24 protein-coding genes are annotated in these 25,219 nt (G+C 61.1%); 10 read left to right on the top strand and 14 right to left on the bottom strand.

Annotation, left to right across the window (positions count from 1 at the left end):
- Window positions 1–120 precede the first annotated feature (120 nt).
- From ACQ4WO_RS05125 to ACQ4WO_RS05085, 9 genes are all read right to left on the bottom strand, one after another.
- Complete coding sequence (locus tag ACQ4WO_RS05125) at window positions 121–462, bottom strand: winged helix-turn-helix transcriptional regulator (RefSeq protein ID WP_436480476.1); 342 nt, start codon at window positions 460–462, stop codon at window positions 121–123.
- Window positions 463–586: 124 nt separating this feature from the next.
- Window positions 587–1,237 (bottom strand): PEP-CTERM sorting domain-containing protein, encoded by a 651-nt coding sequence (locus ACQ4WO_RS05120; protein ID WP_436480475.1) that lies wholly within the window; start codon window positions 1,235–1,237, stop codon window positions 587–589.
- A gap of 203 nt (window positions 1,238–1,440) precedes the next feature.
- Window positions 1,441–2,745: a citrate synthase gene (gene gltA / locus ACQ4WO_RS05115; RefSeq protein ID WP_099667070.1), complete on the bottom strand. Its 1,305-nt coding sequence runs from the start codon at window positions 2,743–2,745 to the stop codon at window positions 1,441–1,443.
- A gap of 122 nt (window positions 2,746–2,867) precedes the next feature.
- Window positions 2,868–3,149: an FAD assembly factor SdhE gene (locus ACQ4WO_RS05110; protein WP_034752073.1), complete on the bottom strand. Its 282-nt coding sequence runs from the start codon at window positions 3,147–3,149 to the stop codon at window positions 2,868–2,870.
- Window positions 3,150–3,266: 117 nt separating this feature from the next.
- On the bottom strand, window positions 3,267–3,977 hold the full coding sequence (locus ACQ4WO_RS05105) for a succinate dehydrogenase iron-sulfur subunit (RefSeq protein WP_034789099.1): 711 nt from the start codon (window positions 3,975–3,977) through the stop codon (window positions 3,267–3,269).
- Between the two features lie 9 nt (window positions 3,978–3,986).
- On the bottom strand, window positions 3,987–5,768 hold the full coding sequence (sdhA, locus tag ACQ4WO_RS05100; RefSeq protein WP_046685730.1) for a succinate dehydrogenase flavoprotein subunit: 1,782 nt from the start codon (window positions 5,766–5,768) through the stop codon (window positions 3,987–3,989).
- 2 nt (window positions 5,769–5,770) lie between these two features.
- Complete coding sequence (sdhD, locus tag ACQ4WO_RS05095) at window positions 5,771–6,136, bottom strand: succinate dehydrogenase, hydrophobic membrane anchor protein (protein WP_436480474.1); 366 nt, start codon at window positions 6,134–6,136, stop codon at window positions 5,771–5,773.
- Window positions 6,137–6,138: 2 nt separating this feature from the next.
- Window positions 6,139–6,561 carry a succinate dehydrogenase, cytochrome b556 subunit gene (gene sdhC / locus ACQ4WO_RS05090; RefSeq protein ID WP_034752080.1) on the bottom strand — a complete coding sequence of 141 codons (423 nt, stop codon included), beginning with the start codon at window positions 6,559–6,561 and terminating at the stop codon, window positions 6,139–6,141.
- 306 nt (window positions 6,562–6,867) lie between these two features.
- Window positions 6,868–7,749, bottom strand: coding sequence for a GntR family transcriptional regulator (locus ACQ4WO_RS05085; RefSeq protein WP_436480473.1), 882 nt, complete (start codon window positions 7,747–7,749; stop codon window positions 6,868–6,870).
- 305 nt (window positions 7,750–8,054) lie between these two features.
- On the opposite strand from ACQ4WO_RS05085, the gene ACQ4WO_RS05080 reads away from it, so the two are divergent.
- From ACQ4WO_RS05080 to ACQ4WO_RS05060, 5 genes are all read left to right on the top strand, one after another.
- Complete coding sequence (locus ACQ4WO_RS05080; RefSeq protein ID WP_034752084.1) at window positions 8,055–9,044, top strand: malate dehydrogenase; 990 nt, start codon at window positions 8,055–8,057, stop codon at window positions 9,042–9,044.
- Between the two features lie 110 nt (window positions 9,045–9,154).
- Complete coding sequence (locus ACQ4WO_RS05075; protein WP_436480472.1) at window positions 9,155–10,153, top strand: HpcH/HpaI aldolase/citrate lyase family protein; 999 nt, start codon at window positions 9,155–9,157, stop codon at window positions 10,151–10,153.
- A 13-nt stretch (window positions 10,154–10,166) separates the two neighbouring features.
- Window positions 10,167–10,712, top strand: a complete 546-nt coding sequence (locus ACQ4WO_RS05070) for a hypothetical protein (protein WP_230519012.1) — start codon at window positions 10,167–10,169, stop codon at window positions 10,710–10,712.
- Between the two features lie 88 nt (window positions 10,713–10,800).
- Window positions 10,801–13,521 (top strand): aconitate hydratase AcnA, encoded by a 2,721-nt coding sequence (acnA, locus tag ACQ4WO_RS05065; RefSeq protein ID WP_436480471.1) that lies wholly within the window; start codon window positions 10,801–10,803, stop codon window positions 13,519–13,521.
- Between the two features lie 213 nt (window positions 13,522–13,734).
- Window positions 13,735–14,988: a DUF2863 family protein gene (locus tag ACQ4WO_RS05060; protein WP_436480470.1), complete on the top strand. Its 1,254-nt coding sequence runs from the start codon at window positions 13,735–13,737 to the stop codon at window positions 14,986–14,988.
- 165 nt (window positions 14,989–15,153) lie between these two features.
- On the opposite strand, the gene ACQ4WO_RS05055 is transcribed toward ACQ4WO_RS05060, so the two are convergent.
- Complete coding sequence (locus tag ACQ4WO_RS05055; RefSeq protein WP_436480469.1) at window positions 15,154–15,618, bottom strand: CYTH domain-containing protein; 465 nt, start codon at window positions 15,616–15,618, stop codon at window positions 15,154–15,156.
- Between the two features lie 12 nt (window positions 15,619–15,630).
- On the bottom strand, window positions 15,631–16,752 hold the full coding sequence (locus tag ACQ4WO_RS05050) for a M14 family metallopeptidase (protein ID WP_070219185.1): 1,122 nt from the start codon (window positions 16,750–16,752) through the stop codon (window positions 15,631–15,633).
- A gap of 302 nt (window positions 16,753–17,054) precedes the next feature.
- Here ACQ4WO_RS05050 and ACQ4WO_RS05045 point away from each other — a divergent pair, with 302 nt between their 5' ends.
- Both ACQ4WO_RS05045 and ACQ4WO_RS05040 read left to right on the top strand, forming a co-directional pair.
- Complete coding sequence (locus tag ACQ4WO_RS05045) at window positions 17,055–17,717, top strand: TetR/AcrR family transcriptional regulator (protein ID WP_436480468.1); 663 nt, start codon at window positions 17,055–17,057, stop codon at window positions 17,715–17,717.
- Between the two features lie 96 nt (window positions 17,718–17,813).
- Window positions 17,814–18,185 (top strand): hypothetical protein, encoded by a 372-nt coding sequence (locus ACQ4WO_RS05040; protein ID WP_436480467.1) that lies wholly within the window; start codon window positions 17,814–17,816, stop codon window positions 18,183–18,185.
- A 61-nt stretch (window positions 18,186–18,246) separates the two neighbouring features.
- On the opposite strand, the gene scpC is transcribed toward ACQ4WO_RS05040, so the two are convergent.
- Window positions 18,247–19,743: a succinyl-CoA:acetate CoA-transferase ScpC gene (scpC, locus tag ACQ4WO_RS05035; protein WP_436480466.1), complete on the bottom strand. Its 1,497-nt coding sequence runs from the start codon at window positions 19,741–19,743 to the stop codon at window positions 18,247–18,249.
- Window positions 19,744–19,902: 159 nt separating this feature from the next.
- Between scpC and ACQ4WO_RS05030 the strand changes: the two genes are divergently transcribed.
- Window positions 19,903–20,796: a LysR substrate-binding domain-containing protein gene (locus tag ACQ4WO_RS05030; RefSeq protein ID WP_436480465.1), complete on the top strand. Its 894-nt coding sequence runs from the start codon at window positions 19,903–19,905 to the stop codon at window positions 20,794–20,796.
- A 51-nt stretch (window positions 20,797–20,847) separates the two neighbouring features.
- Here the strand turns inward: ACQ4WO_RS05030 and fucP are convergent, their stop codons facing one another.
- Window positions 20,848–22,149 carry an L-fucose:H+ symporter permease gene (fucP, locus tag ACQ4WO_RS05025; RefSeq protein ID WP_436480464.1) on the bottom strand — a complete coding sequence of 434 codons (1,302 nt, stop codon included), beginning with the start codon at window positions 22,147–22,149 and terminating at the stop codon, window positions 20,848–20,850.
- Between the two features lie 436 nt (window positions 22,150–22,585).
- On the opposite strand from fucP, the gene ACQ4WO_RS05020 reads away from it, so the two are divergent.
- Window positions 22,586–22,819, top strand: a complete 234-nt coding sequence (locus tag ACQ4WO_RS05020) for a DUF3563 family protein (RefSeq protein ID WP_080698581.1) — start codon at window positions 22,586–22,588, stop codon at window positions 22,817–22,819.
- 98 nt (window positions 22,820–22,917) lie between these two features.
- The gene (locus ACQ4WO_RS05015) at window positions 22,918–23,445 is read left to right on the top strand and encodes an NADPH-dependent FMN reductase (protein WP_436480463.1); all 528 of its coding nucleotides are present in this window, start codon (window positions 22,918–22,920) and stop codon (window positions 23,443–23,445) included.
- A gap of 58 nt (window positions 23,446–23,503) precedes the next feature.
- On the opposite strand, the gene ACQ4WO_RS05010 is transcribed toward ACQ4WO_RS05015, so the two are convergent.
- On the bottom strand, window positions 23,504–25,207 hold the full coding sequence (locus tag ACQ4WO_RS05010; protein ID WP_436480462.1) for a lactate permease LctP family transporter: 1,704 nt from the start codon (window positions 25,205–25,207) through the stop codon (window positions 23,504–23,506).
- Window positions 25,208–25,219: the final 12 nt, after the last annotated feature.

Genomic DNA, 25,219 nt, shown 5'->3' with positions numbered 1-25,219 from the left:
AGACGCAGAAACAGCATATCCATGGCGAGTACTTTATACAAGTACGCACATTTATTGCTCATACCATACAAAAAGTAAGCTACTCAACTATAGAAAAGCGCGTTGCCATGCGCATCTGGATCAAACTGGCTGGTGCCGCTCACCCCACTCGCATAGGGTATGCAGCACGGGGATCAGCGAGGCGCCCTTGCTTGACAGAGAGTATTCCACCTTGGGCGGCACTTGCGGATATTCCTTGCGCACGATCAGCGCGTCGGCCTCCAGCTCCTTGAGCACGACGCTGAGTGTCTTGAAGGCGATGCCACCGAGATGGCGCTTGAGTTCGTTATGCCGCAGCACCGTGTTTTCCGCCAGCGCATACAGGATCAGCATTTTGTACTTGCCGCCGATCAGCGACAAGGTGTAGCCAAATGCCGTATCGCCGAGGGCCACGCCGCTGGGAGCGCATGTTTCTTCTTTCATCACGTTCTGCTTGCTGTTGATCCAGGGCTGAGCGTAGCAGCTTTGCGCGCCATCGGCCATGCATGGCCGACATAAAAAAAGCGCGCCGCAAGGCACGCTTTTGTGCGCCAAGCCCCCTGGCCCGTCAAGCCTTGCGGCGGCGCGCGGCGGCGCCGATGGCCAGCAGGCCGGCCATCAGCATCAGATAGGTGGAAGGCTCGGGCACGGGCGATACCTCGAAAACGATGTTATCCACGCCTAGGCTCATATTGCCACCGCTCCACCACAGTCTCAGGCCGCCCAATACCGTTATTTCAGGATTAAAACCGACGATGTTATTGAATGTCGGATCCCGGTCCGAACCAATGTATGCGCGCTGCATGTACAGCATCTTCCCTTGCAGGTCGCTCACTATAAGGTCAGGAATCTGCATCCCGCTGGTTGACAGCATGTCGAAATGGCGCAGGGTCACGCTGGCCCCGGGGCGCAGCGCCGCCATCCAAATCGACACCCCGCTGGCACCGCTGGAATGCACAAAAGACGGCGACAAATATCCTCCAGAGATGGGGCTGACATCCCAGGGCACATAGCTTCCCGTCCAGGGAGCCGAATAGCTGACATCAACGACACCGGCCACATCTCCGTAGGTTTGCGGAATGCCATCGCAAGGCTGAGCGCCGCAAGCAGTGTTGCGGTCATTGAAGTCGAGGGTGTAGACATGCCCAGGCACGGCGGCAGCCGCGCTGGCGCTCGTGGCGGCAAATACGGCACAGCAAAACAGTTGTGACAGTTTCATGTGAGCCTCTCATTGGCTGTAAATAAAATAACAACACAATGATGCTATGCTTGTCGTGAAAGTTGCAATATTTATTACCTATTTATGCAATTTATATCCGGACGACTGGCGGCCAGCAAATGCGCAGACATAAAAAAAAGCGAGCCATCAGGCTCGCTTTTGTGCGCCGGGCCGCAAGGCCGGCAGGAACACTGCGCCGTGACTTAGGCGCGCTTGTCCAGTGGCAGTACTTCACGCGTGGTCGAACCGACGAACAGCTGGCGCGGACGGCCGATTTTTTGCTCTGGGTCGGCGATCATTTCGTTCCACTGGGCGATCCAGCCGATCGTACGGGCCATGGCGAAGATACCGGTGAACAGCGACACAGGGATGCCCAGCGCCGATTGCACGATGCCCGAGTAGAAGTCGACGTTCGGGTACAGCTTGCGCGAAACGAAGTATTCGTCGTTCAGTGCAATCTTTTCCAGTTCCATCGCCAGCTTGAACAGCGGGTCGTCTTGCAGACCCAGTTCTTGCAGCACTTCGTAGCAGGTTTCACGCATCAGCTTGGCGCGCGGGTCGAAGTTCTTGTACACGCGGTGGCCAAAGCCCATCAGCTTGACGCCGGAGTTCTTGTCCTTGACTTGCGCGATGAAGGCAGGGATGTTCTCGACGGTGCCGATTTCTTTCAGCATGTTCAGTGCCGCTTCGTTGGCGCCGCCGTGGGCAGGGCCCCACAGGCAGGCGATACCGGCAGCGATACAGGCGAACGGGTTGGCGCCCGACGAACCGGCCAGACGGACGGTCGATGTCGATGCGTTTTGCTCGTGGTCCGCGTGCAGGATCAGGATACGGTCCAGTGCGCGCACCAGCACGTCGTTAACCTTGTACTCTTCGCACGGGTTGGCGAACATCATGTGCATGAAGTTGGCGCTGTACGACAGGTCGTTGCGTGGGTACACGAACGGCTGGCCGACCGAGTACTTGTAGGTCATGGCGACCAGGGTTGGCATCTTGGCGATCAGGCGGATGGCCGACACTTCGCGGTGACGCGGGTCGTTGATGTCCAGCGAGTCATGGTAGAACGATGCCAGCGCGCCGACGGTGCCCACCAGGACCGACATCGGATGCGCGTCGCGGCGGAAGCCACGGAAGAAGAATTGCATCTGTTCGTGCACCATCGTGTGCTTGGTGACGGTGTCGACGAACTTGGCTTTCTGCGCCGCGTTCGGCAGTTCGCCGTTCAGCAGCAGGTAGCACGATTCCATGAAGTCGGCGTTGACGGCCAACTGTTCGATCGGGTAACCACGGTACAGCAGCTCGCCCTTGTCGCCGTCGATGTAGGTGATCGACGAGTTGCAGGCGGCCGTCGACATAAAGCCTGGGTCGTAGGTGAACTTGCCGCTACCGGCGTACAGTTTGCGGATGTCGATGACGTCCGGGCCAACCGTGCCTTTGTAGATTGGAAATTCAAGCGATGGGCTGCCATCGGAGAACGACAGGGTAGCTTTTGTGTCAGAGATATTCATGGGCTCTTCCTTCTCGGGAGTGAGTCGAAATTAAAATCAAAAATTCTGGCTGCAATTCGCACCGCAATTCGGCAGTGCTACAGCGCGCCACTCGCACCGTTTGCAAACTATCGCCCAGGCGTCTAGGCAATGCGCAGTCGTTGCAGCAGTGCGCGCACATGCGGCAGATCGACTTCGCCTTCCGGCTCTTTACGGGCCAGTACCAGATCCATTAACGCATTGTCCGATAAATCCAGCAAACGCGTCAGCGCGTCAACTTCTTCATCGGTCAATTCGGTTTCATACGCATCGAGAAAACGGGTCAGGATAATGTCGTTTTCCAGCAGGCCACGGCGTGAACGCCAGCGCAGGCGGGCGCGGTTGGCCGGGTCGGCCTGATGCGAGGACAAAATTGATTCTGTCATTTGGTTTACCACTTTACGTGTGCCTTGCGGCACGGTGCTGCTTTGCAGGCGCCGCTTGCAGGCAAGAGAGGATACCCTCTTCCCGCAAACGGCGCCCGGCGGATGCGATCAGGGGGATCAGATCGCGCGGCGGACCATCAATTCCTTGATCTTGCCGATCGCCTTGTTCGGGTTCAACCCTTTCGGGCAGACGTCGACACAGTTCATGATCGAATGGCAACGGAACAGGCGGTACGGGTCTTCCAGGTTGTCCAGACGCGCACCGGTGGCTTCGTCGCGCGAATCGGCGATGAAGCGGTAGGCTTGCAGCAGGCCGGCCGGGCCGACGAATTTGTCCGGATTCCACCAGAACGACGGGCACGACGTGGAGCAGCATGCGCACAGGATGCACTCGTACAGGCCATCGAGTTCTTCGCGCTGTTCCGGCGATTGCAGGCGTTCTTTTTCAGGCGGGATAGAATCGTTGATCAGGAACGGCTTGATCGAATCGTACTGCTTGAAAAATTGCGTCATGTCGACGATCAGGTCGCGGATGACCGGCAAACCTGGCAACGGACGCAGCACGATAGGCTCCGACAGTTCGTTCAGGTTGGTCGTGCATGCCAGGCCGTTCTTGCCGTTGATGTTCATCGCGTCCGAACCGCACACGCCTTCGCGGCACGAGCGGCGCAGGGCCAGCGAGTCATCGACGTCAGACTTGATGCGCTGCAGTGCGTCGAGCAGCATCTTGTCGGTGTCTTTCAGCTCGACCGTCAGGTCTTGCATGTAAGGCTTGGCATCCTGGTCAGGATCGTAGCGGTAGATTTTGAATTTGAGAGTGCGTGCCATGGTATAGCCTTAGAAAGTACGTGGTTTCGGTTTGAAGGTATCAACCGTCAAAGGCTTGGTCACGACTGGCTTGTATTCCAGTCGGTTGCCTTCCGAATACCACAGCGTGTGCTTCATCCAGTTGTCGTCGTCGCGGGTCGGGTGGTCGTCCTGGGCGTGGGCGCCGCGCGATTCCTTGCGCGCTGCTGCCGAAACGATGGTCGCTTTCGCCGTTTCGATCAGGTTGTCCAGCTCCAGCGCTTCCACGCGGGCCGTGTTGAAGACCATCGATTTATCCTTGAAGGAGACGTGCTTGCGGCGCTCGTCGAGCTTCATGATTTCTTCGACGCCCTTGTTCAGCATCTCGTCGGTACGGAACACGCCGCAGTACTTCTGCATCGTTGCGCGGATGTCGTTCGCCACGCCCTGCACGGTTTCCGTGCCGGTCGAGTTTTCCAGGCGCTGCAAGCGGCCCATCGCGAAATCGGCGGCGTCGGCAGGCAAAGGCTTGTTTTCCTTGGCTTTCAGGCCGCTGTTGACGATGTGGTTGCCGGCCGCGCGGCCGAAGACCACCAGGTCCAGCAGCGAGTTCGTACCCAGGCGGTTGGCGCCGTGCACGGACACGCAGGCGCATTCGCCGATCGCGTACAGGCCGTTGACAACCTTGGCCGAATTGTCCGGACCGGTCGGGGTGACGACCTGGCCGTGGATGTTCGTTGGAATGCCGCCCATCTGGTAGTGAATCGTCGGCACGACAGGAATCGGTTCCTTGGTGGCGTCGACGTTGGCGAACTTGTGGCCGATTTCCAGAATCGACGGCAGGCGCTTGGCGATGGTGTCGGCGCCGATATGGCGCAGGTCCAGCATCACGTGGTCCTTGTTCGGACCGCAGCCGCGGCCTTCCTTGATTTCCTGGTCCATCGAACGCGAGACGAAGTCGCGCGGCGCCAGATCCTTCAGCGTCGGCGCATAGCGCTCCATGAAGCGTTCGCCTTCGCTATTGATCAGGATGCCGCCTTCGCCGCGCACGCCTTCGGTGATCAATACGCCCGCGCCGGCCACGCCGGTCGGGTGGAACTGCCAGAATTCCATGTCTTGCAGCGGCAGGCCGGCACGTGCCGCCATGCCCATGCCGTCGCCCGTGTTGATGAACGCATTCGTTGACGCGGCGAAGATGCGGCCTGCGCCGCCCGTTGCCATGACCGTCGTTTTTGCTTCCAGGATCATGCATTCGCCGGTTTCCATTTCCAGCGCGACCACACCGATCACGTCGCCTTCGGCGTCACGGATCAGGTCGAGTGCCATCCATTCGACGAAGAAGTGCGTACGCGCACGCACGTTGCGCTGGTACAGCGTGTGCAACAGGGCGTGACCGGTACGGTCGGCTGCCGCGCAGGCGCGCTGCACCGGCTTTTCGCCGAAGTGGGCCGTGTGGCCGCCGAATGGACGCTGATAGATGGTACCGTCAGGATTGCGGTCGAATGGCATGCCGAAGTGTTCCAGTTCGTACACGACCTTCGGTGCTTCGCGGCACATGAATTCGATGGCATCCTGGTCGCCCAGATAGTCGCCACCCTTGACGGTGTCGAACATGTGCCAGAACCAGTTGTCTTCGGCCATGTTGCCGAGCGACGCGCCGATACCGCCCTGCGCCGCAACAGTGTGCGAGCGGGTCGGGAAGACTTTCGACAGAACTGCGACGTTCAGGCCGGCTTCAGCCAGCTGCAACGACGCGCGCATGCCGGAACCGCCGGCGCCAACGATAACCGCATCAAAGCGGCGGGTAGGGATTGCAGATTTATATGCTGCCACGATTACACACTCCAGAGTATCTGTACCGTCCAGCCGGCACAAGCGATCAACCACAGCATGGTGGCAATTTGCAGGGTCAGACGGAGGCCAGCGCTTTTCACGTAGTCCATCCAGATGTCGCGTACGCCGACCCATGCGTGGTAGAACAGGGCGACGAAGGTCACCAGGCTGAACAATTTAAACCACTGCTGTGCGAACAGACCAGCCCAGCCTTCATAGCTGAAGTTGCTGCCGGTCAGGAAAGAAATAAGCAGGATGGCCACATAGGCCACCATGACGATGGCGGTAATGCGTTGCGCCAGCCAATCGCGCAAGCCGTAATGGGCACCGACGACGAGGCGTTTCGGTCCGATATTATTGTCTGCCATGTTTAAAATACTCCAAACAGTTTCAAAGCGACCAAGGCCGTCAACACCAGGCTCACGACCAGCACGGACGACGCGGTCTTGCGTGCGGAATCTTTTTCGATGGCAACGTGCACGTCCATGAACAGGTGACGGATACCGGCGCAGAAGTGGTGCAGGAAGGCCCAGACGAGGCCCAGGGTGATCAGCTTGACGAACCAGTGCGAGGCGATGCCCTGGAAGTAGGCGTAGGACATTTCGGAACGCAGGCTCAGTTCCAGCATGTACAGGATACATGGCAGCAAGGCGAAAATGATGAAACCGCTGATGCGATGCAGGATCGAGACGATGGCGCCGACAGCCATGCGGTAGTTCGACAATTCGGTAACATGAATGTTACGGAATTGCGGCCGTTCTTTTTTTGGTACTTCTCTTACGGCTTCAGACATAACAAAAACCTCCCCTTTGAATTTCAACTAAATATTGAAGCCGCGATTTTCGCCGATTTTCGCAACCCATACCAATATCTATTGTTACATATAACCAAAATGGTTTTTTACTACAAAATACCGCGCTACTTTCCGTAGTTCACGTAATTTAATTACAGAATCGCCGGCAAAACACGGCCCGCCGGGGCGGGCCATGCTGTCGCTGCGCTTTCCGTTGTCTCCGTTGCCCGCCTTGCGGCAGGCATCTTGCAAGCGATGCACTTCAGCCTGGCTGCTTGTTCGGACGCCCGCAGGCGCCCCGCCGCTTCAGCTGAGTTCATTCTGATAATGATGGCGACTGGTCAGGTACAAGCCCCGGCGCAGTTCGACCGGCTTGTCGCCGTAGGTAAACGACACGCGCTCGGAACTGAGCAAGGGCGTGCCGAGGTCGATATTTAACAATTGCGCGGCGCCCGCGTCGGCGCACACGGCGCGGATCTGTTCGGACGCGCGTATCATGCGCGTGCCAAATTCCGTTTCGAACAGGCCATACATGGGCCCCTTGTATTCCACCAGGCGCTCGGCCGTCAGGCCCTTGAAGATCAGGCCGGGCAGCCACAGCTCTTCGACGATGGTCGGCACGCCGTCGAAATACTGCACGCGCTTGATGAAGATGACGGCGTCGCCGGACTTCAGGTCCATCAGGCGCGCCACGTCGGCCGGCGCGCGCACGCGCTTGACTTCGATAAATTTGCTTTCGGGATAATGCGGCACGCCTTCGTCCGGCACCAGGCGCAGGAAGCGGAAATGCGCGCGCGCCTCATGGTGGGTGGAAACGAAAGTGCCCTTGCCCTGGCGGCGCATGACGAGATTCTCGGCGGCCAGTTCATCGATGGCCTTGCGCACCGTGCCCTGGCTGACCTTGAAGCGGCCGGCCAGCTCGACTTCACTGGGAATCAGTTCGCCCGGCTTCCATTCGCCCGATTGCAGGCTCTGCGTGATGAGCGCCTTGATCTGCTGGTACAGGGGACTGAAGGTGGGAGAAGCGGTCGCGGCAGGCGCGGACACGGCGGCGGCAGTGGTATTAATGCTGGCGACAGGGGTGCTGGTCGCAGTGGCGGCAGGCGTGGCCGGGGTGCCCGCGGTCGGACTGACCGCCCCGCTTGCAGCAGTGGCATTGTTGGTCAGATTGGACGAGGCGGAATTCATAGTCCGACATTTCAACACAAATCACTGCCCGCGTCCAGTAAAACAGACGTAGTTATCTGTCTTATATAAGACATAAGATATGATTGACAGATAGGGATCAGAGGCCTAAACTGCCCTCGATAAAACTTGTGAGCCAGCGTTTTATGCTGTCGGCCAGCCACTCTGGCCTCGTGCAGCACAAGCGTGACGGCAGCGTACACCAGCAATTCGGTGGCGCGGGCCGGTTTTGGTATCATTATAGTTTTTCCGGATAAGCGTAAGCCCAGCTTCAAGCCCGTTTTCTTTCCCATTTTTGGAGATTCATCATGGCTAAAACCCCAATGCGTGTTGCAGTGACCGGCGCCGCCGGCCAGATCGGCTACGCCCTGTTGTTCCGCATCGCCAATGGCGACATGCTCGGCAAAGACCAGCCTGTCATCTTGCAACTGCTTGAAATCCCGGACGAAAAAGCCCAGAAGGCGCTCAAGGGCGTGATGATGGAAATCGACGACTGCGCCTTCCCGCTGCTGACGGAAATGACCGCCCACTCCGATCCGCTGACCGCATTCAAGGATGTCGACGTGGCCGTCCTGGTTGGCGCGCGTCCACGCGGCCCAGGCATGGAACGCAAGGACCTGCTGGAAGCGAACGCCCAGATCTTCACGGTACAAGGCAAGGCGCTCGACGCCGTCGCTTCGCGCAATGTCAAAGTGCTGGTGGTCGGCAACCCTGCCAACACCAACGCCTACATCGCCATGAAATCGGCGCCATCGCTGCCAGCGAAAAACTTCACCGCCATGCTGCGCCTGGACCACAACCGCGCGCTGTCGCAAGTCGCTGCCAAGACCGGCACCGCCGTGAAAGACATCGAGAAGCTGACCGTCTGGGGCAACCACTCGCCTACGATGTACGCCGACTACCGCTTCGCCACCGTGAACGGCAAGGCTGTGAAAGACCTGATCAACGACCAGGAATGGAACGCCAACGTGTTCCTGCCTACCGTCGGCAAGCGCGGCGCGGCCATCATCGAAGCGCGCGGCCTGTCGTCGGCGGCGTCGGCAGCGAACGCCGCCATCGACCACATCCATGACTGGATGCTGGGCACCGCAGGCAAATGGACCACCATGGGCGTTCCTTCGGATGGCTCGTATGGCATTCCTGAAGGCACCGTGTTCGGCTTCCCGGTCACCACCGACAACGGTGAGTACACCATCGTTCAAGGTCTGGAAATCGATGCATTCTCGCAAGAGCGCATCAACCTGACCCTGAAAGAACTGACCGAAGAGCGCGAAGGCGTGAAACACCTGCTGGCCTAAGTCCAGTTTTGGCGGCGCGGCAATGCGCCGCCCGCCAAGAAGGCCGCTCCGCGAGATTCGCGGCGCGGCTGTTTTCTCAAGTAGTTTTTACCTGCAGAAATGCCTTAAGCATGCACCCTTCCGAGGTTTTATTCCAAGGCAAACGCCAGCCGCTGTTGCTCGCCGCTTGCGACCACTACGCCGGCTCTGAAAAGCTGATGCGTAAATCGATTGCTTTGCAACAAGAGCTTGGCCCCCTGTTCGACATCACCTTCGACTGCGAAGACGGCGCCAGCGCCGGCAACGAAGAAGCCCACGCGCTGATGATCGCCGGCCTGCTGGCCAGCGAGGAGAACCAGTTCAACCGCATCGGCGTGCGCGTGCACGACGTCGACAGCCCGTTTTTCGTGCGCGACGTGGAAATCATCTGCAGCGCCGCGTCCCGCCTGGCCTATATCGCCGTGCCCAAGGTGGCCGGCGTGCAGGATGCCATGCTGGCCATCGACCTGATCAACCTGCACGCGCGCCGCGCCGGCCGCGACAACCTGCCCGTGCACATCCTGATCGAAACGCATGGCGCGCTGCGCGACGCCTACGCGATCGCCGCCCTGCCCCAGGTCGAATGCCTGTCCTTCGGCATCATGGATTTCGTGTCGGCCCACTACGGCGCCATTCCCGCCGCCGCCATGCGCACGCCGGGCCAGTTCACGCACCCGCTGGTGGTGCGCGCCAAGCTCGAAGTGGCGGCCGCCTGCCACGCGCACGGCAAGGTGGCGTCGCACAACGTGACGACGGACGTGCGCGATTCTGCCGTGGTGGCGAATGACGCCCAGCGCGCGACGGCCGAGTTCGGCTACACGCGCATGTGGAGCATCCACCCGGACCAGATCAAGCCCATCATCAAGGCCTTTACGCCGCGCCTGTCCGAAGTCAACGAAGCGAGCAACATCCTCAACGAAGCGCTGCGCGCCAACTGGGGACCGATTGCGCAAAATGGCCGCTTGCACGACCGCGCCAGCTACCGATATTATTGGACCGTTTTGCAACGCGCCAAACTGGCGGGCCTCGGCCTGCCCGAGGCGGCCGCTGCATTACTCAACACCCCCTCTTCCAGCACCACTGAAAACTGACAGGAATTACACGATGTCCCTCTCCAAATTAGCAATTGCCTGCAGCGTCGCGCTGGGCGCCATGACCCTCACGCTGGCGCCAGCCAGCTTCGCCGCCACGGCAGAGGCAAATCCCAAGGCCGTCAAGGCCAAGCCAAAGGCCAAGGCCACCAAGGCAAAAGCTGCCGCCAAGGAGGCCCATCCGCTCGCCATGTCGGCCGCCGACAAGGAAGAAGCCGACGAACCGAACACCGCAGGCTCGGCTTCCACCGATTTCAATTGTGAACTTGGTAACAAAATTACCATTTACACCAATGCTACTGACGACAAACACATCGCCCTGCGCTGGAAGAAGCGCCTGCACCGCCTGAGCCGCGTTGGCACCACCACCGGCGCGAACCGCTTCGAGAACCGTCTGTACGGCCTCGTGTGGATCGGCATCCCGGCCAAAGGCATGCTGCTCGATTCCAAGCAGGGCCGCCAGCTGGCCAATGAATGCAAGGATGCGGAGCAAGCCAAGCCGGCGGCAGTGGTGGAAGCCGCGCCATCGCTGGGCGTCCTGCCAGCCACCGGCGGCTGATGTGCGTAGCAAGGGCCTCTTCGGGGGCTCAGTCATGTTTTGTAATTTGAATAATCAATAAATAGACGATACCCAACAAGGAGAGGTCATGTCCCGCAACACTCTGAACACGCTCAAGGACTTTAATATTTCGGATAGCAAGAAGGGCAAGCTGTACTCCCTGCCTGCGCTGGAAAAAAGCCTGGGCATCAATGTCTCCCGCCTGCCAGTGTCGATTCGCATCGTGCTCGAATCGGTATTGCGCAACTGCGACGGCAAAAAAGTCACCGAAGAACACGTCAAGCAATTGGCGAGCTGGGGCCCGACCGCCGAGCGCACCGACGAGATCCCGTTCGTAGTGGCGCGCGTCGTGCTGCAAGACTTCACCGGCGTACCGCTGCTGGCCGACCTGGCAGCAATGCGCAACGTGGCCGCCAAGATGGGCATCAACGCCAAGAAGATCGAACCTTTGGTACCGGTCGACCTGGTGGTCGACCACTCGGTGACCATCGATCACTACCGCGAAAAGAAAGCGCTGGACCTGAACATGAAACTGGAATTCTCGCGTAACAACGAGCGTTACCAGTTCATGAAATGGGGCATGCAGGCATTCGACACCTTCGGCGTCGTGCCACCAGGCTTCGGCATCGTCCACCAGGTCAACCTGGAATACCTGGCACGCGGCGTGCACCACGCAGGCAAGAAAGCCGGCGACGTGTACTACCCCGACACCCTGGTCGGCACCGACTCGCACACCACCATGATCAACGGCATCGGCGTGGTCGGCTGGGGCGTGGGCGGCATCGAGGCGGAAGCCGGCATGCTGGGCCAACCGGTCTACTTCCTGACGCCAGACGTCATCGGCGTAAACCTGTCGGGCGCGCTGCGCGAAGGCTGCACCGCTACCGACCTGGTACTGACCATCACCGAATTACTGCGCAAAGAGAAAGTCGTCGGCAAGTTCGTCGAATTCTTCGGCGAAGGTACCGAGTCCTTGACCCTGACGGACCGCGCGACGATCGCCAACATGGCACCGGAATACGGCGCGACCATGGGCTTCTTCCCGGTCGACGAAGCCACCATCGACTACTTCAAGGGCACCGGCCGCAGCAAGGCTGAAATCGCCGCGTTCGAAGGCTACTTCAAGGCGCAAAACCTGTTCGGCGTGCCAAAAGCCGGCGACATCGACTACACCCGCGTGGTGGAACTGGACCTGGCATCGGTCGCTCCGTCGCTGGCCGGCCCGAAACGCCCACAAGACCGTATCGAAATCGGCAACGTCAAGGCCAACTTCGCCGAACTGTTCGCCAAGCCAACCACGGAAAACGGCTTCAACAAGAACCCGGCCGACCTGGCTGCCGTGTACGAAACGACGAACGGCGTGAAAGTGTCGAACGGCGACGTGCTGATCGCCGCGATCACCTCGTGCACCAACACCTCGAACCCGAGCGTGATGCTGGCTGCCGGCCTGCTGGCCAAGAAAGCCGTGGAAGCCGGCCTGAAAGTCGCTCCGCACATCAAGACCTCGCTGGCTCCCGGCTCGCGCGTCGTGACCGAGTACCTGACCGCCGCCGGCCTGCTGCCATACCTGGAGAAACTGGGTTTCGGCGTGACCGCCTACGGCTGCACCACCTGTATCGGCAATGCGGGCGACCTGACGCCTGAGCTGAACGCAGCGATTGCCACGCACGACATCGTCGCGTCGGCCGTCCTGTCGGGCAACCGCAACTTCGAAGCGCGTATTCACCCGAACATCCGCTCGAACTTCCTCGCTTCGCCACCGCTGGTCGTCGCTTACGCCATCGCCGGCAACATGACGCGCGACCTGATGACGGAACCTGTCGGCAAGGGCAAGGGCGGCAAGGACATCTACCTGGGCGACATCTGGCCGACCTCGGCTGAAGTCTCGGCCATGATGAAGTTCGCCATGAACGCCAAGGTGTTCAAGGACAACTACGCCGACGTCAAGGGCGCGCCAGGCAAGCTGTGGGAAAAAGTCACGACCGTCTCCGGTCAAGTCTACAACTGGCCAAAATCGACCTACATCGCGGAACCACCGTTCTTCGACAACTTCTCGATGACGCCAGCGGCAGTGGCCACCGGCATCGAAGGCGCGCGCGCACTGGGCGTGTTCGGCGATTCCATCACCACCGACCACATCTCGCCGGCCGGCTCGATCCAGGAAAACGGTCCTGCAGGCAAATGGCTGAAGGAAAACGGCGTCCTGAAAGCGGACTTCAACTCCTACGGCTCGCGTCGCGGCAACCATGAAATCATGATGCGCGGCACGTTCGCCAACGTGCGTATCAAAAACCGCATGATCCCTGCCAAGGCAGACGGTTCGGCAGTCGAAGGCGGCATCACGATCCACCAGCCTTCCGGCGAACAGATGTCGATCTACGACGCAGCGATGAAATATGTTGCTGAAGGCACGCCAACCATGGTCTTCGGCGGCGAAGAGTACGGTACGGGCTCGTCGCGCGACTGGGCGGCAAAAGGTACGCAACTGCTGGGCGTGAAAGCCGTGATCACCCGTTCGTTCGAGCGTATCCACCGCTCGAACCTGGTGGGCATGGGCGTGCTGCCGCTGCAATTCATCGGCGACGACAGCGTGCAAACCCTGGGCATCACCGGCAATGAAACCTTCGATCTGAAAGGCCTCGAAGGCGAAATCAAGCCACAGCAACTGGCTACCCTGGTGATCCACCGCGCCGACGGCACCAGCGTCGACGTGAAAGTGCTGCTGCGCATCGATACGCCAATCGAAGTCGATTACTACAAGCATGGCGGTATCCTGCCATTCGTGCTGCGTCAACTGCTGGCCGAGTAATCAGCCCAGCTGTGAGGCAAGATCAAAGCGCCGGTTTCGACCGGCGCTTTTTTTCGTCCCTGCATCCCGTTCCGACTTGAAATTTCGACTATTGGCATGATCTAAGGACAGCTTACGTATTGCGTGCGGCTGAATCCTCTACAATACGGTTATAAGGGTTTATCATTGTTTGACTGATCCATTTTTTTCACTTTCCGAGACTCTTATCCCGCTATGCGTCGTCCTTCCAAAGATTCATCCCATAAACTGACTGCCGACAGCCAGCGCCTGGTCACCTTTGCCCAGGCGATCGTACAGGCAGCCAGCCGTCTCGAAGAGCGGTCCTGGGAACACAGCCTGGATACGCAGCTCCAGAAATTACTCAAAACCGGCCACCAGGACACCATCGACAACACCCTGGGCAGCCTTTTCAAGGATGACTTGAACGCCTATGACGTGCTGATGGACTGCGTTGAAGCCGTCAGCGAATCGACCGTCATCATGCATGAAGACGTGCGCTACGACGCCCTGCTCGTCGCCGTGCCCATCCTCGCGTGGACGCGCTTTTCCATCGCCTCGGGTCCCATGGCCGGCGACGCGCACGGTGTGCTGTCGGCGCATTTCGCCGCCCACCTGCTGGCCGACGGCACCAAGATGGCCATGGCGCCAACGCTGTACTCGATCGACCAGTTGCCGCGCAGCCATGTCGAAACCTATGCCAAGACGCAAAAGCTGGCCCTGGCCGCCCTGAAAGGCACGGCCGTCAAGCCATCGAGCAAAGAAGCGGAAACGGCGCCCTTCCTGGCCGACACGCGCTACCTGCTGGTGGCCGTGGTGGCGCCCGCCGGCGCACCGCTGTTCCGCTGGCAAACACCAGCCAGCCAGCTCGACTTCATCGCCGAACGCAGCGCCGCCCTGGAACAATGGCGCACGCAGGCGACACCGACGTTCGCCCGCCTGCTGCCCGGCTGCGGCCTGGAATTGCTGCTGCCGGAAGCGTATTACGTGGCCTGCCGCGAAGCGGACAAGCTGATACGCCCCGTCTCCGTGCGCGCCGCCGTGCACTACCTGACGCATACCTTGGCCATCGAGCCGTCGGAACTGCGCGCCGTCATCGCCGGCTTCGGCGAAGAAGCGGCCGACGGCCAGGTGGACGAGTACCGCATCGCCTTCACCCTGCGCCAGGCGCCGGACGTCATCTACGGCATCGTCTGGCCTTTGTACGGCCAGGAAGACGAAGATGGCACGCCGATCGAAGGCCTGATCCAGGTCGGCATCGCCGCGCTGGACACGCAAAAGACGCCGGTCGATGAAATCATCGAGCACCTGAACGCCGCCGGCGTGACGCAGATCAAGCGCCACGCGGAACGTTTTGTCGGTGAATACTGCGACGATTGCGGCGCGCCCCTGTTTGCCGACCCGGTCGGCGAGCTGGCGCATGCGGAAATGCCGGAAGATACGCCGCAAGGTACGGAACACTTCCATTAATACAGGCTTGTCGGATTACGCGCTGCGCGCTAATCCGACCTACGCTGCCGGTATGGGCCGTAGGTCGGCTTAGCCGGCACGGCGTAATCCGACAGCAGCGTTGGCGCACAAAAAAGGCGGAACCTCGGTTCCGCCTTTTTCATTGCAACGTCATTTACAACACCATCACCACTGTGAAAACGGGTGGCGGATCAGATTCGCGTTGTAATAGCGCGCGTCGCCCGACACTTCCGCGCCGATCCACTCAGGCTTCTCGAAGGGCTGGTCTTCCGAAGCCAGCTCGATCTCGGCCACCAGCAGGCCGGCATTGGCGCCGAGGAACTCGTCGACTTCCCATACCATGCCCGCGTGTTCGATGCGGTGGCGAACCTTTTCGATCAGCGGCTGTTCGCACAGGCCGTCGAGCAGTTCGGCGGCGTCGGCCAGCGGAATCGGATATTCCCACTCGCCGCGCGTGGCGCCCACGTTGGCGCCCTTGATGGTCAGCATCGCCTGTGCGCCCTCGATGCGCACGCGCACCACGCGCTCGCGCGCGGACGACAGATAGCCCTGGCGCAGCAGCACCGCCTGCCCCAGGCCGCGCCAGGCATCGCCGGCCAGCAGGAATTTACGCTCGATCTCGACGCCCATGATCAACGCCGTTCAATCGAGCGACAGCAGGATAGGCTGCAGCATGGCAGCGCCCAGTGCCGCGCTGCGCGCGCCGTTCCAGCCCACGGCTGGATCCGGCAAGTCGGCGTTTTCCTTGAACGGCATTTCCAGGGTCAGCGCCAGGCAGCCGAAGTGGTGGCCGATGTACTTCGACGCCAGGGTCAGCATATCCGACTTGTACTTGCTGGCCGCATAGCCGAACTTGTCCTGGAAGTCGGGGCTGGCCTGCTTGTAGCGCTCGATGAAGGCCTTCTGGTGCGCCGCTTGCGCCGGCGTGAAGTTTTCCAGCATTTCATTGCCGGCCACAAAGTTGTACGGCAGCGCTTCATCGCCGTGGATGTCGAAGAACATGTCGACACCCGTTTCGTGGATCTTGTTTTTCACGCACAGCACTTCCGGGCTCGATTCCAGCGATGGCGTCATCCATTCGCGGTTCAGGTTGGCGCCGGCCGCATTCGTGCGCAGGTTGCCGCGGATGGAGCCGTCCGGGTTCATGTTCGGCACGATGTGGAACACGGCGCGCTGCAGCAGTTTGCGCGCGATCGGGTTGGCATCGTCGAGCAGCGAATCGATCAAGCCTTCGACGAACCATTCGGCCATCGATTCGCCCGGATGCTGGCGCGCGATGACCCAGATTTTCTTTTCCGCCTGCGGATTGCCGATGGTAACCATGTTCATGTCGCGGCCGTCGACCGTGCTGCCCAGGTCGGACACGCGCGCCAGCGGATGCTCGGCCACTTCGCCCAGCAGGCGCAGGTGGCGTTCCCACGAATACGGCTCGAAGTAGGCGTAGTACACGCTGTCGAGTTCCGGCGTGTGCGAGATCGTCATGACCTGGCCGTCGAACGTGGTCGGCACGCGGAACCAGTTTTCGCTGTCGTAGCTGGCCACTGCCTGGTAGTCTTCATAGCCGGCCGGATAGGTGGCCTGGCCCGCGTTCAGGAAGCGCATCGTGCATGCCTGGCCGCGCGCGCCCTGCAGGCGGAAGTGGAACCACTGATGGATGTCGGCGTGGCTATCCTTGCGCAAGTTCAGGTCGATGGCGCCGGCACTGGTGGCGCTCACCACGTCGATGGCACCCGAGTCGAAGTTCTGGCTGATTTTAATGGTCATGTAATGATCCCGTCCGAATGTAAGTGTTCCGGCGTTGCCTCGTGGGCCAGCGCCGTTGCGCTAAAAAACGCAGTGTAAGCTATCCTGCTATTTTCCGCCCTTTGGCCCCGTTCGCAAAGCCTGGCCCGGCGATTTATGCACCATTCCGGGGCATCGATGGAAAAGCGCGGGGCAGAAGCGCGAAAAGTCGGTCGACTGTCGCATCCACCGGACAAAAAACTGAATTGTAACAATGCCAGACACATTAGCGGCCCGTCGCCCCCCTATAATTCCTGCTTTTATAGAGTCGCCAGGAAAGAGTCGTGGACAAGAAGCTGACCAATATTCAGGAAAGAAAATTACGCGAGGCGCAGGCGCGGCGCGAGCACATCGTCGACGTCGTCAAAGACCTCATCAAGAAGGGCGGCGCGCGCGCCGTCTCCATCCGCAAGGTGGCCGAAGCGGCCGGCTTTTCCACCACCGTCGTGTACGCCCTGTTCCGCGACAAGGCCACCCTGATCGCCCAGGCCATGGACAAGGACTTGCTGGAACTGGTGCGCGCCATGCGCACGGCCTGCGACACCAGCACCGATCCATGGGAACGCATCAGCCTGGTCGGCCGCGCCTACATCGAATACGGCTTCCAGCACCCCGACGAGTATTCGCTGATCTTCATGGAGCTGCGCCCGCACGCGGAAGTCGACGCTGTCGACGTGGAACACGGCAATATCGAGCAAGATCCGTATGCCTACGCGCTGCACCTGTTCGGCGAGCTGGCGCAGGCGGGCCAGGTGCGCCAGGACGAGCCGGCGCTGCACACGATGACGCAAATCTTCTGGCAATCGCTGCACGGCCTCGTGTCGCTGCGCATCGTCATGGATGCGGGCGACCCATGGACGCCGCACCCGGAAATGAACGCGCATATCGACGACTTGCTCGCCGTCGTCACGACAGGCATCCGCCTGCGCTTTGCACCGCCCTCCTGACGTTTGATCCAGCGCAAACCAGGCGGACGGAAAAGGCGGACAGTGGAGTGAAGCCGCCTGCGCCGATGCAGCGCGGCTTGCGCGAAGGAGTGCGAGATGAACGAAGCCTATTCCACGGACCGGCTTGACAAACAGCAAAGCGCGAACAATGCTGTACGCATGGAAGCGCGCCTGACAAAACTGGAAACGGACCGGGAACATGACCGGCTATGGTTCAAGACCCTGGAACAGCGTCTTGGCGAAGGCCTCGATAAGGTACGCACGGAATTGCACGACGAATCACAGCTGCTGCGCGCCGACCTGACGCAATTTCGCGGCGACTTGCGCGGCGACTGCCACGCCCTGCGCACGGAACTGGGCGACATCCGCAAACACATGCACACCCACTTCCTGTGGTTCATGGGCATACAGGCCACCACCACCTTTGCCCTGCTGGGCCTGGGCGCCAAGGCGCTGCATATGTACTGAGGAAAGTAAAAAGGCAGCGCGGTGCCGCACCGCCCTGCCCTGTCGTTGCGCTGACGAGGATTTACTGCGCTGCCAGCATGCTCTGTGTTTCCTGGTAGCGCACATGCCACGACAGCGCCTGCTCCAGGATATGCGGCGTGTGGCCGCCACGCTGGCATGCCGCGTCGTAATAGGCACGCAGTTGCGCGCGGTAATCGGGATGCGTACAACGCTCGATGATCAACGGTGCCCGTTCACGCGGCGCCAGGCCACGCAAGTCCGCAAAACCCCACTCCGTCACCAGCACGTCGACGTCATGTTCCGTGTGGTCCACATGCGAGACCATCGGCACGACGCTGGAAATGCGCCCACCCTTGGCCGCCGATTTCGACACGAACATCGACACTTGCCCATTGCGCGCGAAGTCGCCCGAGCCGCCGATGCCGTTCATCATGTGCGTGCCGCACACGTGCGTGGAATTGACGTTGCCGTAGATATCGAACTCGAGCGCCGTGTTCAGCGCGATGATGCCCAGGCGGCGCACGATCTCGGGATGGTTGCTGATCTCTTGCGGCCGCAGCACGATCTTCGAACGGTAATGGTCGATATTGTCCATCAGCTTTTGATGCACGGCGGCCGACAGGGTGATCGACGAAGCCGAGGCAAACGCCAGCTGGCCCGAATCGAGCAGCTCGATGGCGCTGTCCTGCAGCACTTCCGAATACATGGTCATGTTCTGGAAAGGCGAGCCGATCAGGCCATGCAGCACGGCGTTGGCGATGGTGCCGATCCCTGCCTGCAGGGGCAGCAACTCCGGCCCCATGCGCCCGGCCGCCACTTCGCCTTGCAGGAAGGCAATCACATGGCCGGCGATCGCCTGCGTTTCCGCGTCGGGCGGCAAGGCGTTCGACGGGCTGTCGGGACTGTCCGTGATGACGATGGCGGCGATGCGGGCCGGGTCGACGGCGATGGCCGTGCTGCCCAGGCGCTGGTCCACGCGCGTGAGGGGAATCGGTTCGCGGCCCGGCAAGGTGTGCGGAATATAGATGTCGTGCAAGCCTTCCAGCGCCAGCGGCGTGGACAGGTTGATTTCGATGATCACCTGCGTTGCCTGCTGGGCGAAAGCGGCGGAGTTGCCCACCGACATAGTCGGGATGATGGCGCCGGCCGCCGTGATGGCCGTCGCTTCGATGACGGCGATATCGACGGCGGCCAGGTTGCCCGAACGCAGCTGCTCGGCCGTTTCCGACAGATGCTGGTCGATGAACATGACTTCGCCGCTGTTGATCTTGCCGCGCAAGACAGGGTCGACCTGGAACGGCATGCGGCGCGCCAGCACGCCCGCTTCGGCCATCAGGCCGTCGCTGCCATTGCCCAGCGAAGCGCCCGTGATCAGGGTCAGCCTCAAGGGGTCTTGCCGGGCGCGCTCGGCCAGCGCGCGCGGCAGGGCCTTGGCGTCGCCGGCACGGGTAAAGCCGCTCATGCCGACACGCATGCCGTTGTGGAACAATTTGGCTGCCTCATCGGCGCTCATGATTTTGCCGAGCAAGCCTGGGTGGCGGATACGGTCTTCGTACATCTGATGCTCCTGATCTTCTTCATATTCTCAAACTGGATGGCTGTCATACACCAGCCCCATAAGTGGTTTCAGTATAAAATCGCGGCTACATGCATGGCATGAATTAATTTCGTCACATCCAGTCGATATTTTCATACCCTGCCAACGCCGAGCACCCTCGTGGATATCCGTTCCCTGCGCTATTTCGTCGAAACCGTGCGCCTGTCGAGCTTTACGCAGGCGGCCGAATCGCTGCACCTGACCCAGTCGACCATCAGCAAGATGGTGCGCCAGCTGGAAGATGAAGTGGGCGCGCAGCTGCTGGTGCGCGACGGGCGCAAGCTGACCCTGACGGACACGGGCCGCATCGTCTACCAGCACGGCCAGGAAATGCTGGCCAATATGCGCCAGCTGACCCTGGAAGTGCGCGACACCCAGGCCTTGCAGCGCGGCAGCCTGACGGTCGGCATCCCGCCCATGATCAATGTGCTGTTCACACCTGTATTAAAGGCCTTCCGCGCGCGCCACCCGAACATCAGCCTGACGCTGCAGGAAGACACGGGCCAGCAGATCGAGCGCCAGGTGGCGGCCGGCGAACTGGAAATCGGCATGACGGTGCTGCCGGCCGATCCGGAACTCGATCTCGTGGCCGTGGAAGTGGCCAACTACCCGATCTGGGCCCTGGCCGAGCCGGGCACGTTCCAGAAAAACCGCACGACCCTGCCCTTCAAGGCGCTGGCCGACTTGCCGCTGGTACTGTTAAAGGATGATTTCGCGCTGACGCGCAGCCTGCGCCAGCATTTCGCGCAAGCGGGCTTTGCGCCGACCATCGCGGCCCAGAGCGGCCAGTGGGACTGGCTGGTGGCGATGGCGTCGGCGGGCCTGGGCGTGGCCCTGCTGCCCGAGCCGTTCATTCACCGGCTGGCCGGCGAGCCGCTGGAGGCCGTGCGCATCGTCGAGCCGGAGGTGGCGTGGCAGGTGGCGCATATCTGGAGCGGGCGCTATCTGTCGCATGCGGCGCGCGCCTGGCTTGAGGTATGCCAGGACGTGCTGGGCACGCCGTTCGCGCACTGACGTAAAAAAGGGTGGCCGAGGCCACCCTTTTGCTTGATCACGCCACCTTGCTTACTTGGCGCTGTCGTTGTACATGCTGGCGTACTTCCAGCCGAAGTACAGAATGAAGGTGTAGCACAGGGCCGGCACGAGGAAGGACAGTTGCAGGTTGATGTGGTCGGCCAGGAAGCCCTGGATGAACGGCACGATGGCGCCGCCGACGATGGCCATGCACAGGATGCCCGAACCTTGTCCCGTTTGCGCGCCCAGCTTGTTCAGGGCCATGCTGAAGATGGTCGGGAACATGATGGAGTTGAACAGGCCGACGGCGATCAAGGCCCACATGGCCGTGTGACCGCTGGAGAACACGGCGACGAGGATCAGCGCGATGACGACGGCGGCGTTGAAGGCCAGGGTCTTGCCCGGGCTGACATAGCGCATCACGGCAAAGCCGACGAAGCGGCCCAGCATGGCGCCACCCCAGTAATAGCTGACGAAATAGGCGGCGTCGGCGTGGCTCAGGCCCGCGATATGGCTCTCGCCCAGGAAGTTGATCAGGAAGCTGCCGATACTGACTTCACCGCCCACGTACAGGAAGATGGCCAGCGCGCCCAGCACCAGATGGCGGTGCGACCAGATCGAGACCTTGTGGCCATCATGCGCCAGGGCGGCGGCATCGTCGGCATGCGAAATCTTCGGCAATTTTGCCAGCGCGAACAGTACGGCCAGGATCACCAGGGTGGCCGCCAGCACCAGATACGGGCCTTGCACGGACGCCGCTTCCTTGGCACGGTAAGCCAGTTGCTCGGCCGCCGGCAGCAGGTCGAACTGCTGCACCGTCAGCACGGTGCCCGACAAAATCAGCATGCCGCCCAGCGCAGGCGCCACGGTGGTGCCCAGCGCGTTGAACGCTTGCGTCAGGGTCAAGCGGCTCGACGCCGTCTGCGGGTCGCCCAGTTCCGTCACGTACGGATTGGCCGCCACCTGCAGCACGGTGATGCCGGCCGCCAGGATGAAGAAGGACAGCAGGAATAGCGCGTAGCTGCCGGTGGACGCCGGGTAAAACATGGCGCAGCCGGCGGCCGCGATCAGCAGGCCGGCGACGACGCCGCGCTGGTAGCCGATTTTCTTGATCAGCATGCCGGCCGGCAGCGAAACGATGGCGTAGGCGCCAAAGAAGCAGAACTGCACCAGCATCGCCTGCACATACGTCAGGGTGTAGATCGAGCGCAGATGGGGAATCAGCACATCATTGAGCGATGTCAGCAGTCCCCACATGAAAAACAGCACCGTGACAATGATCAGGGCGCCCGTATTGTTTTGCGTGCCGGCCTGTGCGGACTGTATGCCCTGGCCTTGCTTTACGTATTCCATACCTTCTCCATTTTTCAATTCCAAGTTGATCTTGCCTGGCATGGAAGCGTCTCCACCCGGGCAGCACCAGGACGCGCAAGCGCCACGCAGATATCAGCGTGGGCCATGACTGCCATCAGCGAAACAGGGGCGGGCATGGCGCTACTTGCGCGCGGCAGGCGCACGGCCGACCGTTTCTCGCCAAAATGATGTCTTGTGGGCGCGGCACGCCTGCGGGCTGCGTCTGAAAACAACATTCAGGACAAAACAGTCTTGTAGTAAAACTACGATACTGCGCCCGCATTATGCCTTAAAGCCCCGTATTGCGCAGCTTTCCCACCTGTTATTCTAAAAATGAATAGCCGACATTTGAAATCAAAAGTAGCCTTATAACTTGAAATCGCTATACTTATATTGCAGTGCAGCACAACGCGGCACGCCACATAAGGAGTCTGCCATGTCTACCGCATTTACTTACCACACCACGCAAAACAGCAATATCGTCGCTACCCTGGTCCACGCCGCCAAACGTGTTGGCGCCTGGCTGAACCAAAGCAGCGACCGCCGCGAACGCGCTTACGAAGAAGCGTATCTGGCCGAATCGACAGATCGCTACGACCTGGAATACCGCATGCGCGAACTGGCCCGTGCCAACCCGCAGCCAAGCTGGATGAGCGGTCTGAGCCGTTAATATTGCCGCAATCCCCAGTCGCTCACCGGCTGTTGCAACATCGATAGCGCCATCCTGCTCGCCTTGCGCTTGAGCACAGGATGGGCTATACAGGCGGGATGCACACGCCCATTACCATTCTCGCCATCGCCGGCAGCCTGCGCGCTGCCTCGCTGAACACCGCCCTGCTGCGCGCCATCGCCCGGCTTGCACCATCGCCATTCGACATCCGCATCTATTCGGGACTCGGGCAATTACCGCTGTTCAATCCCGACCTCGACGCCGACAGCCTGCCGGCCGTGACGGACTTGCGCGACGCCATCCTGGCGGCCGACGTGCTGATGCTGGCCAGCCCCGAGTACGCGCACGGCGTGAGCGGCCCCATGAAAAACGCGCTGGACTGGATGGTGGGAAATGATTCGTTCATCGACAAGCCGCTGGTGCTGCTGAACGCCTCGCCGCGCGCCACGCATGCGCAGGCGGCCCTGCGCGAAACGGCAGTCACCATGTCGGCGCGCCTGATCGACGACGCCTGCATCAGCTTGCCCCTGCTGGGGTCGGGTCTCGATGCCGAGGGCATCGCTGCGGACCCGGCATTGCGCCGGGCCGTCCTCGATATGTTGCAATGCATCAGGTCATTTTCATGACCGTCTGCACGTTTTACTGTCATTTCATCTAGTTTTACTACGTACTTCTACGGACCGCTCAATGCGGGATCATGCCGGTGAACACGTAGGCCTGCAGCATGGTGATGATGCCGATGATGACGGCAAACAACAGGCTGTGCTTCAAGGTAAAGCGGAACAGGTCCGATTCCTTGCCCACCAGGCCGGTTGCCGCACAGGCGACGGCGATCGATTGGGGCGAGATCATCTTCGCCGTCACGCCGCCCGTCGTATTGGCCGCCACCATCAGGGTGTCGGACACGCCGATCTGGTGCGCCGTCGTGTTTTGCAGGGAGCAGAACAAGGCGTTCGAGGACGTGTCGGACCCCGTCAGGAAGACGCCCAGCCAGCCCAGGAACGGCGAGAAGAACGGGAAGGCGGCGCCGCTGCCGGCCAGCAGCAGGGCCAAGGTGGACGACATGCCCGAGTAATTGGCAACGAAGGCAAACGCCAGCACCAAGCCGATCGACAGCACGGGGCGGCGCAACTCCACGATCGTTTCCACAAACGCCTTCAGACCATCGCGCGGCTTCATGCGCAGCATCAGCATGGACAGCACGGCCGTCAGCAAGATCGCCGTGCCCACGGCCGACAGCAGATCGAGCTTGAACACGGCGTCATACGCCTTCGGCTCCGCCACGATGGGCATCGTCTTCATCACCAGTTTATCGAGGTAAGGCACGTGGATCTTGATGACCAGGCTGGACCACGCGCCGCCGGCGGCAAACAGCGCCTTGAAGCCGGGCAGGCTCCACACGGTGACGATGGCCGTCAACAGGCCGAACGGCGCCCAGGCGCGCATGGTCTGCGCCATCGTGTAGGGCGAGGCGGCGCGGTTGCCGCCGCGCACGGCCGCAGCACCGCCCGCACTGCCAAAGCCGGACAGCGCAGCCGTGCCGCCGCCGACGGCATGCGCCACTTTCGCATTCTTCGGCTGCCACACTTTCAGGAACAGGGTCAGCGACACCAGGCTGACGAGGGCCGAGGTGATGTCCGGCAGTTCAGGGCCGATATGATTCGATGTGAAGTACTGGGTGACGGCAAAGCTGAAACCCGTCACCAGCGCGGCAGGCCACACTTCGCGCACGCCGCGGAATCCATCCATCATGAAGACGAGCCAGAACGGCACCAGCAGCGACAGCAGCGGCAACTGGCGGCCCGCCATGGCGCCGATCAGGAATGGATCGATGCCCGTCACCTGCCCCGCCACGATGATGGGGATGCCCATGGCGCCAAAGGCCACGGGCGCCGTGTTGGCGATCAGGCACAGGCCCGCCGCATACAGCGGGTTGAAGCCCAGGCCCACCAGCAGCGCCGAGGTGATCGCCACGGGCGCGCCGAAACCGGCCGCCCCTTCCAGGAAGGCGCCGAAGGCAAAGCCGATCAACAGCACCTGCAGGCGCTGGTCGTCCGTGACCGACAGCACGGAGGCGCGGATGATGTCGATCTGCCCTGTTTTCACGACGATCTTGTACAGGAAGACGGCCGTGACGATGATCCAGGCGATCGGCCACAAGCCGTACGCAAAGCCATAACCGGCCGCCGCCAGCGCCTGCGGCACGGGCATGCCGTACGCGAAGATGGCGACGGCCAGCGCCAGCGCCAGGGTGACGGCGGCCGCCACGTGTCCCTTGATGCGCAGCGCCGCCAAGGCGATGAAGAAGAAAATGATGGGGATGGCTGCCGCCAGCGACGACAGCCACAAGCTGCCGAGCGGTGTATAAAGTTGGGTCCAGGTTTGCATGTCGGGTCTCCT

It is taken from the genome of Janthinobacterium aestuarii, from assembly GCF_051380835.1.
GTDB classification, from domain to species: Bacteria; Pseudomonadota; Gammaproteobacteria; order Burkholderiales; family Burkholderiaceae_D; genus Janthinobacterium; species Janthinobacterium aestuarii.
This window is presented reverse-complemented; position numbering and strand designations above follow the sequence as displayed.